General features: G+C 63.2%; 18 protein-coding genes and 1 pseudogene. 10 read left to right on the top strand and 9 right to left on the bottom strand.

The window, feature by feature from the left end; translation table 11 throughout:
- Positions 1 to 37: 37 nt before the first annotated feature.
- On the top strand, positions 38 to 2,782 hold the full coding sequence (locus AC1DW2_RS34885) for an EAL domain-containing protein (RefSeq protein WP_477008245.1): 2,745 nt from the start codon (positions 38 to 40) through the stop codon (positions 2,780 to 2,782).
- Positions 2,783 to 2,801: 19 nt separating this feature from the next.
- Here AC1DW2_RS34885 and AC1DW2_RS34880 read toward each other — a convergent pair whose 3' ends face one another.
- Positions 2,802 to 3,062 (bottom strand): hypothetical protein, encoded by a 261-nt coding sequence (locus AC1DW2_RS34880; protein ID WP_439035350.1) that lies wholly within the window; start codon positions 3,060 to 3,062, stop codon positions 2,802 to 2,804.
- Between the two features lie 266 nt (positions 3,063 to 3,328).
- On the opposite strand from AC1DW2_RS34880, the gene rocF reads away from it, so the two are divergent.
- The 4 genes from rocF (at position 3,329) to AC1DW2_RS34860 (ending at position 6,665) form a co-directional block, all read left to right on the top strand.
- Positions 3,329 to 4,306, top strand: coding sequence for an arginase (gene rocF, locus AC1DW2_RS34875; protein ID WP_439035349.1), 978 nt, complete (start codon positions 3,329 to 3,331; stop codon positions 4,304 to 4,306).
- Positions 4,307 to 4,466: 160 nt separating this feature from the next.
- Complete coding sequence (soxC, locus tag AC1DW2_RS34870) at positions 4,467 to 5,738, top strand: sulfite dehydrogenase (RefSeq protein WP_477008244.1); 1,272 nt, start codon at positions 4,467 to 4,469, stop codon at positions 5,736 to 5,738.
- Positions 5,725 to 6,267, top strand: a complete 543-nt coding sequence (locus AC1DW2_RS34865) for a c-type cytochrome (protein ID WP_354123883.1) — start codon at positions 5,725 to 5,727, stop codon at positions 6,265 to 6,267. Before soxC ends, AC1DW2_RS34865 begins: the two co-directional genes overlap by 14 nt.
- Before the next feature lie 113 nt (positions 6,268 to 6,380).
- Complete coding sequence (locus AC1DW2_RS34860; RefSeq protein WP_028153026.1) at positions 6,381 to 6,665, top strand: hypothetical protein; 285 nt, start codon at positions 6,381 to 6,383, stop codon at positions 6,663 to 6,665.
- 116 nt (positions 6,666 to 6,781) lie between these two features.
- On the opposite strand, the gene AC1DW2_RS34855 is transcribed toward AC1DW2_RS34860, so the two are convergent.
- The gene (locus AC1DW2_RS34855) at positions 6,782 to 8,149 is read right to left on the bottom strand and encodes an NRAMP family divalent metal transporter (protein ID WP_439035345.1); all 1,368 of its coding nucleotides are present in this window, start codon (positions 8,147 to 8,149) and stop codon (positions 6,782 to 6,784) included.
- 695 nt (positions 8,150 to 8,844) lie between these two features.
- On the opposite strand from AC1DW2_RS34855, the gene AC1DW2_RS34850 reads away from it, so the two are divergent.
- Positions 8,845 to 9,018, top strand: a complete 174-nt coding sequence (locus tag AC1DW2_RS34850; protein WP_439035344.1) for a DUF3606 domain-containing protein — start codon at positions 8,845 to 8,847, stop codon at positions 9,016 to 9,018.
- Between the two features lie 34 nt (positions 9,019 to 9,052).
- Here the strand turns inward: AC1DW2_RS34850 and AC1DW2_RS34845 are convergent, their stop codons facing one another.
- Entirely contained in the window at positions 9,053 to 9,238 is a 186-nt protein-coding gene (locus AC1DW2_RS34845; RefSeq protein WP_014493715.1) for a hypothetical protein, read from the bottom strand.
- A 167-nt stretch (positions 9,239 to 9,405) separates the two neighbouring features.
- A complete protein-coding gene (locus tag AC1DW2_RS34840) occupies positions 9,406 to 9,564 on the bottom strand; it encodes a nuclear transport factor 2-like protein (protein ID WP_193560894.1) in 159 nt (52 codons plus the stop codon).
- Positions 9,565 to 9,691: 127 nt separating this feature from the next.
- Here AC1DW2_RS34840 and AC1DW2_RS34835 point away from each other — a divergent pair, with 127 nt between their 5' ends.
- The 3 genes from AC1DW2_RS34835 (at position 9,692) to AC1DW2_RS34825 (ending at position 10,943) form a co-directional block, all read left to right on the top strand.
- Positions 9,692 to 10,006: a hypothetical protein gene (locus AC1DW2_RS34835; RefSeq protein ID WP_135215132.1), complete on the top strand. Its 315-nt coding sequence runs from the start codon at positions 9,692 to 9,694 to the stop codon at positions 10,004 to 10,006.
- A gap of 42 nt (positions 10,007 to 10,048) precedes the next feature.
- Positions 10,049 to 10,240, top strand: coding sequence for a hypothetical protein (locus tag AC1DW2_RS34830; RefSeq protein WP_231142698.1), 192 nt, complete (start codon positions 10,049 to 10,051; stop codon positions 10,238 to 10,240).
- A gap of 454 nt (positions 10,241 to 10,694) precedes the next feature.
- On the top strand, positions 10,695 to 10,943 hold the full coding sequence (locus tag AC1DW2_RS34825) for a hypothetical protein (RefSeq protein ID WP_014493719.1): 249 nt from the start codon (positions 10,695 to 10,697) through the stop codon (positions 10,941 to 10,943).
- A 38-nt stretch (positions 10,944 to 10,981) separates the two neighbouring features.
- On the opposite strand, the gene AC1DW2_RS34820 is transcribed toward AC1DW2_RS34825, so the two are convergent.
- From AC1DW2_RS34820 to AC1DW2_RS34800, 5 genes and pseudogenes are all read right to left on the bottom strand, one after another.
- Positions 10,982 to 11,179, bottom strand: coding sequence for a hypothetical protein (locus tag AC1DW2_RS34820; RefSeq protein WP_028153017.1), 198 nt, complete (start codon positions 11,177 to 11,179; stop codon positions 10,982 to 10,984).
- Complete coding sequence (locus AC1DW2_RS34815; protein WP_439035343.1) at positions 11,176 to 11,376, bottom strand: hypothetical protein; 201 nt, start codon at positions 11,374 to 11,376, stop codon at positions 11,176 to 11,178. Before AC1DW2_RS34815 ends, AC1DW2_RS34820 begins: the two co-directional genes overlap by 4 nt.
- A 213-nt stretch (positions 11,377 to 11,589) precedes the next feature.
- Positions 11,590 to 11,967 (bottom strand): annotated as a pseudogene (locus tag AC1DW2_RS34810) (SOS response-associated peptidase family protein); the annotation flags it as partial.
- 579 nt (positions 11,968 to 12,546) lie between these two features.
- Entirely contained in the window at positions 12,547 to 12,861 is a 315-nt protein-coding gene (locus AC1DW2_RS34805) for a hypothetical protein (protein WP_477008243.1), read from the bottom strand.
- 446 nt (positions 12,862 to 13,307) lie between these two features.
- Positions 13,308 to 13,910: a helix-turn-helix domain-containing transcriptional regulator gene (locus AC1DW2_RS34800; RefSeq protein WP_439036990.1), complete on the bottom strand. Its 603-nt coding sequence runs from the start codon at positions 13,908 to 13,910 to the stop codon at positions 13,308 to 13,310.
- A gap of 111 nt (positions 13,911 to 14,021) precedes the next feature.
- On the opposite strand from AC1DW2_RS34800, the gene AC1DW2_RS34795 reads away from it, so the two are divergent.
- Positions 14,022 to 14,721: outer membrane protein (locus tag AC1DW2_RS34795; protein WP_477008242.1), on the top strand; the 700-nt coding region annotated here is incomplete at its 3' end.

The raw sequence follows: 14,721 nt of genomic DNA, 5'->3' as shown, positions 1-14,721 counted from the left end.
CGCCTGGCGGCAGGGACCGCCGGTGCAGGGGAGCAAAGTGAAACGCCATCGGCCGCATATTCTCGTCATGATCGCGCTTGCGGTCGTGCTGTCCACGGGATGGCACGGCGCGCTTCGCAACGCGCTTACCGATCTGCGCTTCGCCTGGCAATCGCGTGCGGCCAGCGGCAATGTCGTCGTCGTGGCCATCGACGCCCCCTCGATCGACCAGATCGGGATATGGCCCTGGCCGCGCCGGCTCCACGCGGAGCTGTTGCACAGGCTCGAGGCGGCAGGGGCACAGGACGTCGCCTTCGACGTCGATTTCAGCACACCATCGGATCCGGCCTCAGACGAGGCCCTCGTCACGGCGCTTCGGGAGGTCGGCGGTTCGACGATCCTGCCCTCCTTCAAGCAGCCGACGCCGAATGGTGGCGCGGTTCACATCAATCGTCCACTGAAGCCGTTCAGCAACCAGTCGTGGCCGGCCGTCGTCAATGTTGCGATCGAATCCGACGGGCTCGTGCGCCGCTATCCGGTCGGAGAGAGGCTTGGTGATGCCGTGATGCCGTCGATGGCCGTCGTGCTGGCCGGGCAGGACGCCAATCGGCGGCCCCCCTTCCTGATCGATTTCGGCATTCGTGCGGCCTCCATCCCAAGTGTCTCCTATTTTGACGTGCTGCGCGGCGATGCCGCGACCTTGGACAAGCTGAGAGACAAGAAGATCATCGTCGGTGCTACCGCGCTCGAACTGGGCGACCGGTTCAGTGTTCCCAACGGCAAGATCGTCTCCGGGCCCGTCCTCCAGGCCCTGGCGGCGGAATCGATCCTCCAGAACCGGATGCTGCACTGGACGTCCGATGTCGGCATGATCATTGGCTTAGGCCTGATCTGCCTGGCGATGATGTATTCGTGGCGCCGTTCCGCACCGGGCGTCCGTGTCACCATCCTCGTCGCCGCAGGAGCGGGTGTGGAACTTGCCGCTGCGCTCGTGCAGGCAAGCTGGCCGCTCATCATCGACACGTCGCTGTTTCACATTGCGATCATTGCCTATCTGACGGCGATTGCACTCGACGAGATCGATTTCCGTAGTCTCCTGGGACGTATTGCCGAGAGCCGCTTTCATCGTATCGCGATGTCGCTCGGCGACGGTCTGATCTGCACCGACGAGGATCACCGGATCACGGTGTGGAATCCGGGCGCCAGCGCGATCTTCGGCTACATGCCGACCGAAATGATCGGACGTCCGTTCGAAACGCTCTGTGCGGAGCCCGCCGGCGGTGGCGCAAAGGCGTTTGCCATGCGCGATGCTGCGCGCCAGGCGCTGTTGGTGCCCGGCGGTGCCGTCGTCGTCGAGTTTCAGGGGCGGCGGAAGAACGGCGAGACGTTCCCGGTCGAAGCGAGCTTTTCGGGCTGGCAGGGCACGGACGGCTTCCAGTACGGAGCGATCCTGCGCGACATCTCGGTCCGCAAGCGCGAAGCCGAACGCGTCAGGTATCTCGCCGAACATGACGCGTTGACCGGTCTTGCCAACCGCAACATGCTGCATGCGAGCCTCGCCAATCTGATCGCCGCGGCGGAGCCGCGATCGTCCGACGTCGCGCTGCTTGTGCTCGGCCTCGATGGCTTCCAGCAGATCAACGACATGCTTGGACATTCGGCCGGCGACCTCGTGCTGCGGTCCGTCGCGGAGCGCCTCCGGACCAAGGTCGGTGGCAAKGCGGTCGTCGCCCGGCTCAGCGGCGACGAGTTCGCCATCGCGCTTGATTGTACGGAGGCTGGCGAGCCGATTGTGGAGTTTGCCGAGCGGATCGCGCGCGCGTTCGAAGCGCCGCTCGCAACGGGCGCGCGCCAACATCGCGTCAGGATCAGCATCGGCGTCGCCGTCTATCCGGAAGGTGGGCACAACGCCGACGATCTTCTCGGAAATGGTCATCTGGCGCTGAGCAAGGCAAAGATGACGCGGCGCGGCAGCCACGTGATCTTCGAGAGTGCGATCAGGCAGGAGCTGGAGAACCGGCTGACGCTGGAGAGCGAACTGGCGCTTGCCGCGGATCGCGGCGAGTTCGAACTGTTCTACCAGCCACAGGTTCGGCTGGTCGACGGCAGCCTGCTCGGGGCTGAAGCGCTCATCCGCTGGCGGCATCCCGCGCGCGGCTATGTCTCGCCCGGGGAATTCATGCCGGTGGTCAACACCTCGTCCCTGTCCGAGCGGATCGCGAACTGGGTGATGGAGACCGCCTGTCGGCAGGCGCGAGCCTGGGAATTGTCCGGAAACAGCGTGCGCGTCGCGATCAACCTCTCGCCGTCGCAGCTCGAGTCCGGCGACCTCGCGCATTCCGTTGCGGCGCTGCTCGCGGAGACGGGGCTCACGCCGTCGCTGCTCGAGCTCGAAGTCACCGAGGATATCCTGTTGCACGACGAAAGCCGCGTGCTCGACATGTTCGAGCGGATCCAGCAGCTCGGCGTCCGCGTTCTGTTCGACGATTTCGGCACGGGTTATGCGAGCCTGAGCTATCTGAAGAAGTTTCCGCTCGATGGGCTCAAGATCGATCGGTCGTTCGTGCTTGACCTGCTCGCCGATTCCGACGACGCCGCGATCGTCGGCTCGACCATCGGTCTCAGCAAGCAGCTCGGGCTCACTGTCGTGGCGGAAGGCATCGAGAACCGTGCCACGGCCGACTTCCTGGTCAGCATGGGATGCGAGGAAGGGCAGGGATATTTCTTCGGCCGCCCGATGCCCGCCGGGGCGTTCGAGAGGAAATTCCTGCCGGCTGAACTCGAAGCCGTCAGCGCGGCCTGAACCGCTTCAACTCCGATCGCTAGCGCCGGCGTGCGACTGCCACGCCAAAGAGGAAGGCGACGAACAGACTGGCCAAGGGCGCCTCGCGCGTGATTGCCGCGACTGTCGCGAGCGGCCGGCCGGGTTTTCGTGCTTCGTCGATTGCGGCAGTGAGGCGATCGACCGCGGCGTGCAGGCCGCCTGCCACCTCGCCAATGGTGCGGGACACGTCGGTTGCGCCGTCGATGGCACGCTCGGCCATGCCGGGCGGGGGATTGGGCTGCGGTATGTCCGTGCTCAAGATCGCGACCTCCGGAATTGGCGAAGAGATGGAGGCCGGCACCTTTGGCTATCCGCGCGTGCGCTCGTTTTGAACAGCGGGTCGAGAGACCTTTGGCTATCCGCGACAGGCGCCGTTTTGAACGGCGGATGCCGGCCCTGTAAACAAAATGCGGCGTCCGGGAATTTGTTCCGGGCGCGCGAGCCCATTCGTCCTGTAATCCCGGGAAACGACGGATGCGAATCTCTGTTAGGCTGGCGAAGGCTTGCTGATCTCAGGAGATTGCCGTGACCGATCGGATCATGACGGATCAAGGCCGGCGCATCGCCTTGCTCGGCGCGCCCATCGACATGGGAGCTTCGCAGCGTGGCACCTTGATGGGCCCTGCGGCGCTGCGCACCGCCGGGCTTGCGGCATTGCTCGAAAGCCTTGATTTCGAAGTTGTCGATTATGGCGATCTCTCCGTGGCGGAGGTCAGGGACCTCGCTGACAGGCTGCCCGAAAAAGCCAACCACTATCGCGAAATCCAGCGCTGGACGCGCCTGCTGAGCCGCAGAGGCCATGAGATCGCACAGACCGGCGCGTTGCCGATCTTCCTCGGCGGCGATCACACATTGTCGATGGGCTCGGTGAATGCCATGGCGCGCCACTGGCAGGAGCGCGGACGCGAGCTGTTCGTGCTCTGGCTCGACGCCCATGCCGATTACAACACGCCCGAGACGACGATCACCGCAAACATGCACGGCATGTCGGCGGCGTTCTTGTGTGGCGAGCCCGGCCTCGACGGATTGCTCGGCGATGATCCGCGCGCCTCGATTGATCCCGACAGGCTGGACCTGTTCGGCGCGCGTTCGATCGATAAGCTCGAAAAGGAATTGATGCGCACACGCCGGATCAGGGTTGTCGACATGCGCCAGATCGACGAGTTCGGCGTCGCCGTGCTGATCCGGCGCGTCATCGAGCGCGTCAAGGCGTGCGATGGCGTGCTCCATGTCAGCTTCGATGTCGATTTCCTCGATCCGTGTGTGGCGCCGGGGGTCGGCACCACGGTGCCGGGCGGAGCGACCTATCGCGAGGCGCATCTGATCATGGAGCTGCTTCATGATTCCGGCGTGGTCGGATCGGTCGACATCGTCGAGCTCAATCCGTTCCTGGACGAGCGCGGTCGCACCGCGCGCACTGCGGTCGAGCTGATCGGCAGCCTGTTCGGACAGCAGATCACCGACCGCCCGACGCCGAGTAACGCGATCGCTCCGGGCGAGTGAAACTGAGAGCTGTCTTGCATCGCGAAGAACGGAATGACTGTTGCGGCTGGCTGATCTAGACCAGTCCTGGTCGAAATCGCCTGTTTTTGAAATAGGTGCGGATTGCAAACACCCTTCGCGGAGCGTTTGATGCGGGGCGCACTTCAGCCGAGGATCCGCAATGAGCAGCACGATCGACGCCGCCGGAAAATCCGCGAGAACAACACGCCGTCGCTTCCTGCAAGGCGGCACCGCGGTGGCGGGCGGCGCCGTTCTGGGCGCTGGTACGTCGGCCGCGGCGGAGACGGACAACCTTCCGCCCAACATTCCCGAATGGATGAAGGCGCCGGGCGAGCCGATGGGAGCCCAGCCCTATGGCGCGCCGTCACCGTTCGAGAAGGGCGTCGTCAAGAACATCTCGAAGACTCTCAAGCAGTACATATCGGCCTCAAGCCGGACGCCATTGCAGGAGCTCGACGGCATCATCACGCCGAATGGACTGTTCTACGAGCGGCATCATGGCGGTGTTCCGACCATCGATCCGGCGCAGCATCGGTTGATGCTGCACGGCCTCGTCGAACGGCCCTTGATCTTCACGATGGACGATCTCAGGCGCTTCCCGTCGGAGTCGCGCATCCATTTCCTCGAATGCTCCGGCAATCCCGGTTACACCAAGCCCTATGGCAAGACGGCATCGGACCTCGTGGGTCTGGTGAGTTGCGCCGAATGGACCGGCGTGAGCCTGAAGCTGGTGCTTCAGGAGGCCGGATTGAAACCGGAGGCCAAATGGGTCGTCGCCGAAGGCGCTGACGCCGCCGCGCTGACACGCAGCATTCCGATCGAGAAATGCCTCGAGGACGCCCTTCTAGTCTACAGCCAGAACGGCGAGCGGTTACGTCCGCAGCAGGGCTATCCCCTGCGGCTGTTCCTGCCGGGCTTTGAAGGCAATATGAGCGTGAAGTGGCTGCGCCGCCTGCACGTGACCGCGGAGCCCATTTATTCGCGCGAAGAGACCTCGAAATACACCGATCTCTTGCCCGACGGCACGGCGCGCGAGTTTTCCTTCTACATGGAAGCGAAGTCGATCATTACGCGCCCCTCGGGCGGTCATCGCCTGAGCGCGCCCGGCTTCCACGAGATCACCGGCATCGCCTGGAGCGGACATGGCAAGATCAAGCGTGTCGAGGTGTCGGTCGATGACGGCAAGAGCTGGCAGGACGCGCGATTGCAGGAGCCGGTGTTGACGCGCGCCCTCACGCGCTTCCGCCTGCCTTGGCAATGGGACGGCAAGCCGGCCGTGATCCAGAGCCGCGCCGTCGACGAAACCGGCTATGTGCAGCCGACGCTGGCCGAACTGCTCGCGGTGCGCGGCGAGAACTATTTCTACCACAACAACGCGATCTGGCCCTGGCGCATCGCGGCCGACGGCGAGGTGACCAATGCGCTGGCGTGAGACCTGCGGCGTTGCCGTCGCAATCGCGCTGGGTGCCTTCGCGAGCGAAGCGCAGGCGCAAAGCCCTTATGGAATCGGTCGCCCTGCGACGGCTGCGGAGATCGCGGGCTGGAATATCGATGTCGGACGTGACGGCCGCAATCTACCGCAGGGAGGCGGTTCGGTCAGCCATGGGCGCGAGGTGTTCGCCCAGCAATGTGCTTCGTGCCATGGCGATAAAGGCGAGGGTGGCTTGGGTGACCGGCTCGCCGGTGGGCAGGGCACGATCGCAACGGCCAAGCCGATCCGCACCGTCGGCAGCTATTGGCCTTATGCGCCGACGCTGTTCGATTATATCCGCCGCGCCATGCCGCAGAACGCGCCGCAGTCGCTGAGCGACGATGACGTCTATGCGGTGTCCGCCTATATCCTGAACCTGAACGGGCTGGTGGGAGCCGATGCGACACTCGATGCCAAATCGCTTTCGGCTGTCAAAATGCCGAACCGCGACAGCTTCGTCGGCGACGCGCGCCCGGACGTGAAAAAGTGATCGCATCGGGACGATCGGTTCCGCGTAGTGGCTCAGAACTTGCTTAAGCGAGGGGCGGAACTCGCAGGATGCGTTTGAGTTAACCCGCGAGAGGAAACAGCACGGGTCCTTCGATGACAACACATCGCTTCGCAAACTCCATGTCCTCGGCGCTTCGCCATCCCGGCGTGATCGCGCTGATCGTGGCCGGCTTGACGATTGCTGCGATGGTGATCGTCGATCACGGGCCGTGGAACCGCGCCAAGACTCAGCCGGCTCATGTTGCGATGTATGCGACGACGGGCGAGGCCGCACATGCCGCCGGCGCCAAGGTGCTTCCCACCGCACCGAAGTCGCCGGTCGAGCCGGAGCGGCCGGGGCCGAAGACATCTCCGACCGTCAATCCCGTGACGCCGTAATACGGTTCATCAGCGTGCCGGCCGTGCTCGCGGCCTTCATCGTCGTCGTCGCGTCGCAGATCTTGGCGCCGCAGATCTTGGCGTCGCAGGTCTCGGCGTCGCTGTCGCCGGTCTGGTCAGCCGATCGCGGACGAGCCGAGCAGAGCGAGGACGGCCAGCGCCATGATCGCGGTGCCGAGCCAGCCCAGCGCGACCAGCCGTGAGCGGGCCTTGAAGCGGCCCATGATCGCACGGCTCGAGACGATCAGCATCATCATGGCCATGACCGGCACGGCAACGATGCCGTTGAGCACCGCGCTCCATACCAGCATGTGAATCGAGTCGATGCCGGTGAAGCCGAGACCGAAGCCGATGATGGTTGCGGCCGCGATGATGGCGTAGAAGCCGACCGCCTTTTCCGGCTTCGCCTCCAGCGTGGCGTGCCAGCCGAAAGTCTCAGCAACGGCGTAAGCCGCCGAGCCCGCGAGTACCGGGATCGCCAGAAGGCCGGTGCCGATGATGCCGAGCGCGAACAGCGCGAAGGTGAAATCGCCGGCGAGCGGACGCAGCGCTTCGGCCGCTTCCGTCGCCGAGTTGATCCTGGTGATGCCATTGCCGTTCAGCACGGCCGCCGTGGTCAGGATGATGAAGAAGGCGATGCTGTTGGAGAGCAGCATGCCGACGATGGTGTCGGCCTTGATGCGCGCGATTTCAGGGGCGCCCCCGGTTGGAAGGTCGCGCAGCGGCTTGTCGCGCTTGCCCTGGTTCATCTCCTCGACTTCTTGCGAGGCCTGCCAGAAGAAGAGATAGGGGCTGATGGTGGTGCCGAGCACGGCGACGACCATCAGGAAATAGTCGGCGCTGATCGTCGCCTTCGGCCATACCGCGGCGAGCAACGCGGTGCTCCACGGGATCTCCACGGTGAAGGCGGTGGCGACATAGGCGAACAGCGTCAGCGTCAGGAATTTCAGCACCGGCGAATAGCGGCGATAGGGCACGAACACCTGGAGCAGGGTCGAACCCGCCGCGAAGATCAGGGCGTGCTCGTGATTGAGCCCGCCGATGACCAGCGAGAGCGCCTCCGCCATCGCGGCGATGTCGGCGGCGATGTTGAAGGTGTTGGCGATGACGAGCAGCGAGACGAGCCCCAGCACGATCCAGCGCGGCGCGAGCTGCAGGACGTTGGCGGCGAGCCCTTTGCCGGTGACCCGGCCGATGCGAGCGCTGACGAGCTGAATCGCGATCATGAACGGCAGGGTCAGAAACACCGTCCAGAGCAGCCCGTAGCCGAATTGCGCACCCGCCTGCGAATAGGTGGCGATGCCCGACGGATCGTCGTCGGCTGCGCCGGTGATGAGCCCGGGCCCCAGCCGTTGCAGCAGCCCCGGTCCGGACTTCGCCGATCCTTTGGGGCTGTCGTGCTTGGCGGCGTGCTGCTTCGATCGGTTTGACAGGGGCTGACCTTCCGGCTTCCGGAATTGCGAAGTGTGCTTCAAGCGCGTCATGGCCGCAAAGTTCCTGCGTCGGCCAGCGCCCGCGCCGTCCGCTGACGCCAACGCCCCGTCATCCTTTGACACGTCGGGCAAAACACTTGTAGAGTGATACCATCACAGAGATCGTCGAGCCCGCACCGTCACCGGTTGCGGGCTCTTCCTTTTCCCTCCGTTCAAAACGGTCGCCAGCCTCTCGCGCGAGAAGATGTCGCCGACAGTCGGCCGATCCCTGGACACGGAAGCCGTCGGCGATCAGGCAGCACCTGCTCGGCTGTCCGCTGTCGCGCGCGGCACGGTTTGATTCTCATGCCAGTGGCGTCCGCCGACCGGTGGGGTTATCGTTGCTGTGATTCGCGCCTTCCGAAAACCTGGAACCAAAGCTGGATGAGCGCGTCGCGGTGCCGCTCGACGGGCCGTTCCAACCCGCCCCGGCAGCAAAGTCACGGTGCGGTCCTGCCCTTTCCAAGGCGGGGCCGGGCGCCGTACGAGCAAAGAATTTGCAACGACAAAAGGGGGCACATTTGGCCGCCGATCTGGTTTTCAGAATTGCAATTGTCGGGCTGTTTCTGTTTTCAGCGGTGCTCGCTTCCATGCTGTGGCTGAACGTGTGAGCCTCGACGCGTGAGCTCCGACGTATGGTCTCGTCCTGCCGTTTGGAACGGCCGGTCCATGGTGGCGTTTTGCTCTTCCATGAGGGAGGACACGCGATGGACAATCTGACGAAGCGCGGGCAACCGGACCGCAGCAAGATCAACATGCACGAGGCCTTCGAGGTCAAGTACTGGACGCACGCGCTCGGCATATCGAAGGAGGATTTGCAAAAGGCCGTCGACAAGGTCGGCAATTCCGCCGCCGCCGTCCGCAAGGAATTGGCGAGGTAACGCGCCCAATGCATGCGTGCCGACGCGCGTGCCGCTACTTGATGCTGACGAACATGCCCCAGGCGGCGGCCAGCGCGCCGCCGGTGAAGACGACCACCGGGTTGTCGCAGAACGTGCTGCCATAGCTGCACACGTTCGCACCGAACTGGCCGAGCTCGTGATGGCTCGCGGAGTAGAACAGTCCCGACAGCACCAGCAATGCGGCGGCGACGTAATACATCGACGGAATCTCCAGCTTGCCCATGCGCCCTCGCAAGGGACATGTCCCAGCATGACGCGGGGAGATTTCATTCCGCCGAATCCGCTTCGCCGCATTTGGATAAAATTCGAAGCGTCAGGTAGCAGAGTGAACCGTGTGCCAACGCGCGGGCCACGACGGGCGACCCACTAGGCGCGCAGGCCCTGCCGGGTCGAAATCCTCTTCATGCCGCCGCAGGCGCAATGGACGATCGCATCATCGGCGTACATTCCCAAAATCGTTTCGATGTCGCCGGTGCGGTAGGCATCAAGCCAGTCAACCGCAGCGGCCATCGGGTCAAAGGACATGTTTCCTACCTACGTGCCGTTATTGGCCGCAGCTTTAGGCAAGGCACCGTGAACCCGAAGTGAAGATCGTATTGACTCATTGTTCATGATTTGTTCTTATTGTCCCGTCGTCAGGTGGAGATGGGCCGTGGATAACCGCATCAATGAAATCCGCAACATCGTCAGAGCGTTACGCGTCAGCATGCGAGAGGCCGAGGCCATCATGCATGAGCAGATCAATCGCGACGAGGACTGCACCTTCGTGGCGGAAGAGATCATGAAGATGCGCGTCGTGATGAGCGGCCTGGTTCACGAGCGGACACGGCTCGGCGACAGCGAACCTATTCTTGTGAACAGCCTCTTCGTTCCGCGCCGGCCGCCGGCAGCGCCGCGGACTGGTCTTGCCAAGCGCCGCCTCGTACCGCGCGGAATTGAGCAGCAACGGGGCCACGCACGCCAGTGATCATGGATGGACAATCTCAGGCGGTTTCCGGCGCCGTGGGTCATGATCGCGGAAGAGGAGTGCTTCCGAGTCAAGGACGCGAACGGCTTCACGATCTGCTGCGTTCTTCATCGCGATGATCTGCACTCGTGGGGCTACCAATATGCCCACCAGTATCTATCGCGCGACGAGGCGCGACGGATCGCAACGGCAATCGCGCGATTGCCGGAGCTGTTGAAGCGTCCTCAGTATTGAGCTGTTCGCTTTGCCAGGTCCCCCATTGGAACTTCTTGCTCCAAACTGGAATTAGCTTTGTGGTCGGCCCACCGCCGATGGCCGGCCTGGAATGGCGGCTCCGGCGCCCCCAGCCCCCCGTCCCGCGCCGGGGCCGTTTTCAGGAGTTAGGGCTGGTCCGACAAAAACATCGGCGCAGGCCCTTTGCATCATCGGCAGACCTTCAGCAGGCACCGGTAGATCGTGTTCTGGAGATCGTTTTCGGTCTCGACGAAACACGCCTGAAACATTGCTGAAACCCGATTGTCCTGAACGCCGCGCCCGTTGGCCCCGACCAACGGAGCGAGAAGGAGACAAGTCATGATCCAGGTCGGTTCGAAGGAAGAAGTCGCGTTTCTGCTGGCGCTGTTCGGCACCCACACCCAGCCGGTCAAGCGACCGAACCCGAAATCGCAGCAACGCTGAAGGCTGAGCCATGCCCGGTTTGGCCGATTGCCAGAGCCTCTTGCGTCTCTTGATCGCAAGGGGCGATCCGAGGGCTATTCCGCTCGCCAAAGGCGCCATCGATCAATATTTGAACACCGCGCCGGCCAGCCTCCGGGGGCGTGGCCTGCGTGTGCTCCAGCGCGACGCGCTCGACCAGCATGGTGCCGCGGTGGGGGTGCAGCGCTCCTTCGCCGAGACGGTGGACGCCTATATCGAGCGCAAGCTTGCGGAGGAGTGACGCCTTCCGGTGCGGCGGTTCAGGCGCGTGGCTGCCAGTCAGGCTGCGATGGGCGGCGTGGCTTGCGCCAGCAACAGCCCGATCTTCCGGTCGAGCTGCCAGACCTCGACGTTGCCCCGGCGCGTGAACTGTTGTGCAACGCGAAGCGCGGATGCATCGGAATCGGCCTCGAACGCTTCGGCGGAGCGAAACACGCCGTTCTCGCCGACCAGATAGGCGCGGTATTGCCGGCTCATGTCGGCGCCCTCAGGCCCGGCGAATGCAGCCAGGACTCGATCTGCATGGCCGTCTCGTCCTGTCGCGCCCGGCGCAGCAGGATCTCGCGGCGGCGTCCCGGCGCAAGCGCCTGGGCCTCCTCGCGAAGGCGAACGGCCTCGTCAGCGAGCCGCTCCTTGAGAGTTTTGGACTGTTTGTAACGACGTCGCTTCAGCATGGCATTGCTCCCTCGTTCGAGTGGGGCGGGAGCGCAACTGGCGTTCTCATCACCGACCGATGCCAAGTGCCGCTGCGGTGACATTTCAACTCTACGCTTCGGGCCGAGGAGAGTCAGTATCATTTGTTAAGTGGTTCGAAGAATCTCTCGGGCGTCATCGCAGCTCGGTTTGAGCAGTTTATTCCTGTCGCGTGCAGGTAGTTCCAAAGTTCACTATTGAACGGAAGTGGCGTCGGCGATTGAAGGGCTATCCTCCTTGTCTGCGCCCCGCGCCACGATTTTAAGCGCTTGATCTGACAAAGGCCGTTGCAGCGCCTTGGCCTCGTCCCATGGCGCCCGCAGCCAAACATCTCGTTCTTCGGCCGTCGTCAGGATCACCGGCATTGCCTTTGGATGAATGGGCTCGACAACGGCATTTGGCGCCGTCGTGAGAAAGCCATAGACCTGATGAGGTCCAGGCACGGGCTTTGACTTCGTACCGCGATCGCCCTTGAAAGTCGTCCAGATACCGGCGAACGCGAACAGTGGCCGCGTCTCGTCTATCGCAAACCACACGACGTCTTTCTTCTTTGTTTCCGGATTCGGCTCAGGCCGGCACGATCGAGGGCGAGGAACGCATACGTTACTCCGATACGATAAGGGCGGAGAGACGGCCCCGGCTCCGGGGGCAAAGGCAGGAGTCGCTCCGCCGGCTCTGGCAGCGAGCCAGCGACGACTCAAATATTCGCGCGCGGTTGTGGTTCCTTTTAAAACTCAAGCCGGCGCTGTCCGTATTTGACCCAGTGTCCGAAGCTGATTCAACGGGGCCTAACATGGTAGAAGGCAAGCTAGCGGGGAAAGGCGCTCCCACGTCCCGCGCGGGCAACAGGAAGGCTCAGCAACGGATCAACTTTGCTGAGTGCCGAGAACATGCTGACCACTATAAGAGACTTTCTCGCGCGAGCGGCATTTCCAAGGATCGCGCCGCCGTCCTGAAAAACATCGCCCGTAGTTTCGTGGGTTTGGCCGGCCAACTCGATAGACTGGCGTCGCTCGCGAGGAACGAGCAGAGGTAAGGCCACCGCCTCGGTAACGCTGCGATGTAGTTGCCGGCGTCGAGCAGCGTCACCAGCCTGCGGCCGTCCGGCAGCGCGATCAGTTCATTGAAACTTCGGCTCCATCCTGTCGGCCTCATCCGCGCTTGTGCCACGGCCGGCTGCGGTCGCCACCGATCGCACGCGCCTCCTTGATCTGGTCGGAGCTGAGCGGCGATTCCAGGTCCGTCCAGGCAGCCGGGAAAGCCGCCTTGGCCGCCTCGAGGCTGCCGGCACGCCCGCGGTGCGTGCTCGGCTGGGGCACATTTGGCAGGCACGACCATGACCATGCTTCCTTGCCCCCGACGGTGGTCGTCTTAAAGATCCGGCCGATCGAGAGGCGATCCCAGGTCACAATATAGTCGTCATAGTCGTCGGGCGCAGTTTCGCCGCCGATCACGGTTCGGCGCATGGAGAGGTCGTCGGGTGTGGGCCTTCATGAAAGCTTGTCTGGTCAGTGCGGATAGAACCGGCCGGTTTGCGGCGATTTTGCTGCGCGCAATGACTTGCGGTTCTCGCGACGGTTGAGTATTGACCACGCGGGGCTGTAGGAATGAATTCTCGCACGCATATATTGTGCGCGAGCATACTGTGTATGCTTGCGTGTTATTTTTTGGTTTGGCCGGTCTGGCGGGCTCAATTCCCGATCGAGATTTGGTTCACCGAGTCGTGGAACGCATTCCATCAGGATATCGCGGCCGCTGGGCTGAGGTACTCGCCCGCCGCCGCACTGGTCGCAGGACGCGGTCCTGCACATCATGCAAGGCCAGCGGGTTTTCTTTGCCGTTTTCTGGCTTGAAAGAGTTTCCCGTACGAGGCCGCATATAGGTGCCGGAACGGGGCTCAACTTGAGAAATGCTAAGGCCGCTCGACCAGGGTCTTTCGCGGTCGACCAAGCTTCGGACGGGGTGGTCTGACCTTGGGCTCAGTCGACGGCGCGACCTCCAGCCTGACCCGGAAAGTCTCAAAGAGACTTAGGACCCGGCTTAGTTGCGGATCCACGGTTCCTCCGAACGTCTTGTAGACCGTCGTCCGCATAATGCCGAGTTCGCGCGCGAGCGAGGTGACGTTCTGCGATTTGACGACGGTGCTCAGCTCCCGGATGGTGTCAGTCGGATCGTCGAAAGCGAAGGCTTGACTGAGCCGTGTAGCGATCGCGCTCGGGCTGGCGATCCTGGACGCAGGCGTAACCCGGGCCTTTACGTTCAGCGCTTCGAGCAGCCTAAGAACCCGGCTGAGCTGCGGGTCGATTCGACCGCCAAACGTCCTATAGAGGGTGTCGCGTCGAAGGCCCGCGTCCCGTGCCAGGATCTGTACGTTATGAGCTCGCGTGACGAGGCTGAGCGCCGTCTTAGCCTTTAGTATCTCGTTTTCTTCAAAGTTATCAGATAGATAGATGGCGATAGCCGCTGGATTGTCGCGGACTAAATTGGCTATGTCTTCTTCGTTGCCAGCCAGCATTTCCAGAGCGTTTGTCCGTCACTGTGGCCTTCCAGCTACAGCATTATCGGCCAATCCGTCTAGATTACCTCACAGACATCGACGACGCTTCCACTTGGGGTAATTTTGACAATGAAAAAGACTTTGCTCGCTCTCGCCGCGGTTGTGGCGATGACCGGTTCGGCCTCGGCCGCTGACCTGGCTGCCCGTCCTTACGTGAAGGCTCCGATGCCGGCGCCGGTCGCCAACTGGACCGGCTTCTACATTTTCGGCGGTGGCGGTGGCGGCCTCTCGAATGCTGACCAGAGCGTTGTGGATACGGTTTCCGGTACGCCGCTGACGATCACCCAGCGCCAGGGCGGCTCGGGCTGGTTCGGCACCGTGGGCGCCGGTTACGACTGGCAGTTCAGCGGCACCTGGGTCGCTGGCGTGTTCGCTGACGGTCAGTTCGGCAGCATCCGCGCCACCATCCAGGATCCGCTCAACGGTATCACGGGCAACCAGAAGCTGGAAACCTCCTGGGCCGCTGGTGTGCGCCTCGGCTGGCTGGCCGCTCCGAACGTTCTCACCTACGTCAACGGCGGTTACTCGGGCGCCCACTTCGGCCAGACCAACTTCACGGACCTCGCCGGCGTTCCCGTCGGTGCCCACCTCAACAGCTACAATCGTAACGGTTGGTTCATCGGTGGTGGCGTCGAGAACAGCCTGAACTTCTTCGGCATCAGCTCGCCGGGCTGGTTCATGAAGACCGAGTATCGTTCGGCCTTCTACGACCAAAAGACCCAGACCGAACTGCTCGACGTTGGCAACGTTCCGCTGGCCAACAGCATCC

It is taken from the genome of Bradyrhizobium sp. P3_C3 (assembly GCF_056402655.1).
Note: the sequence above shows the minus strand (reverse complement) of the source record. Positions and strands in the feature narration are given on the sequence as shown.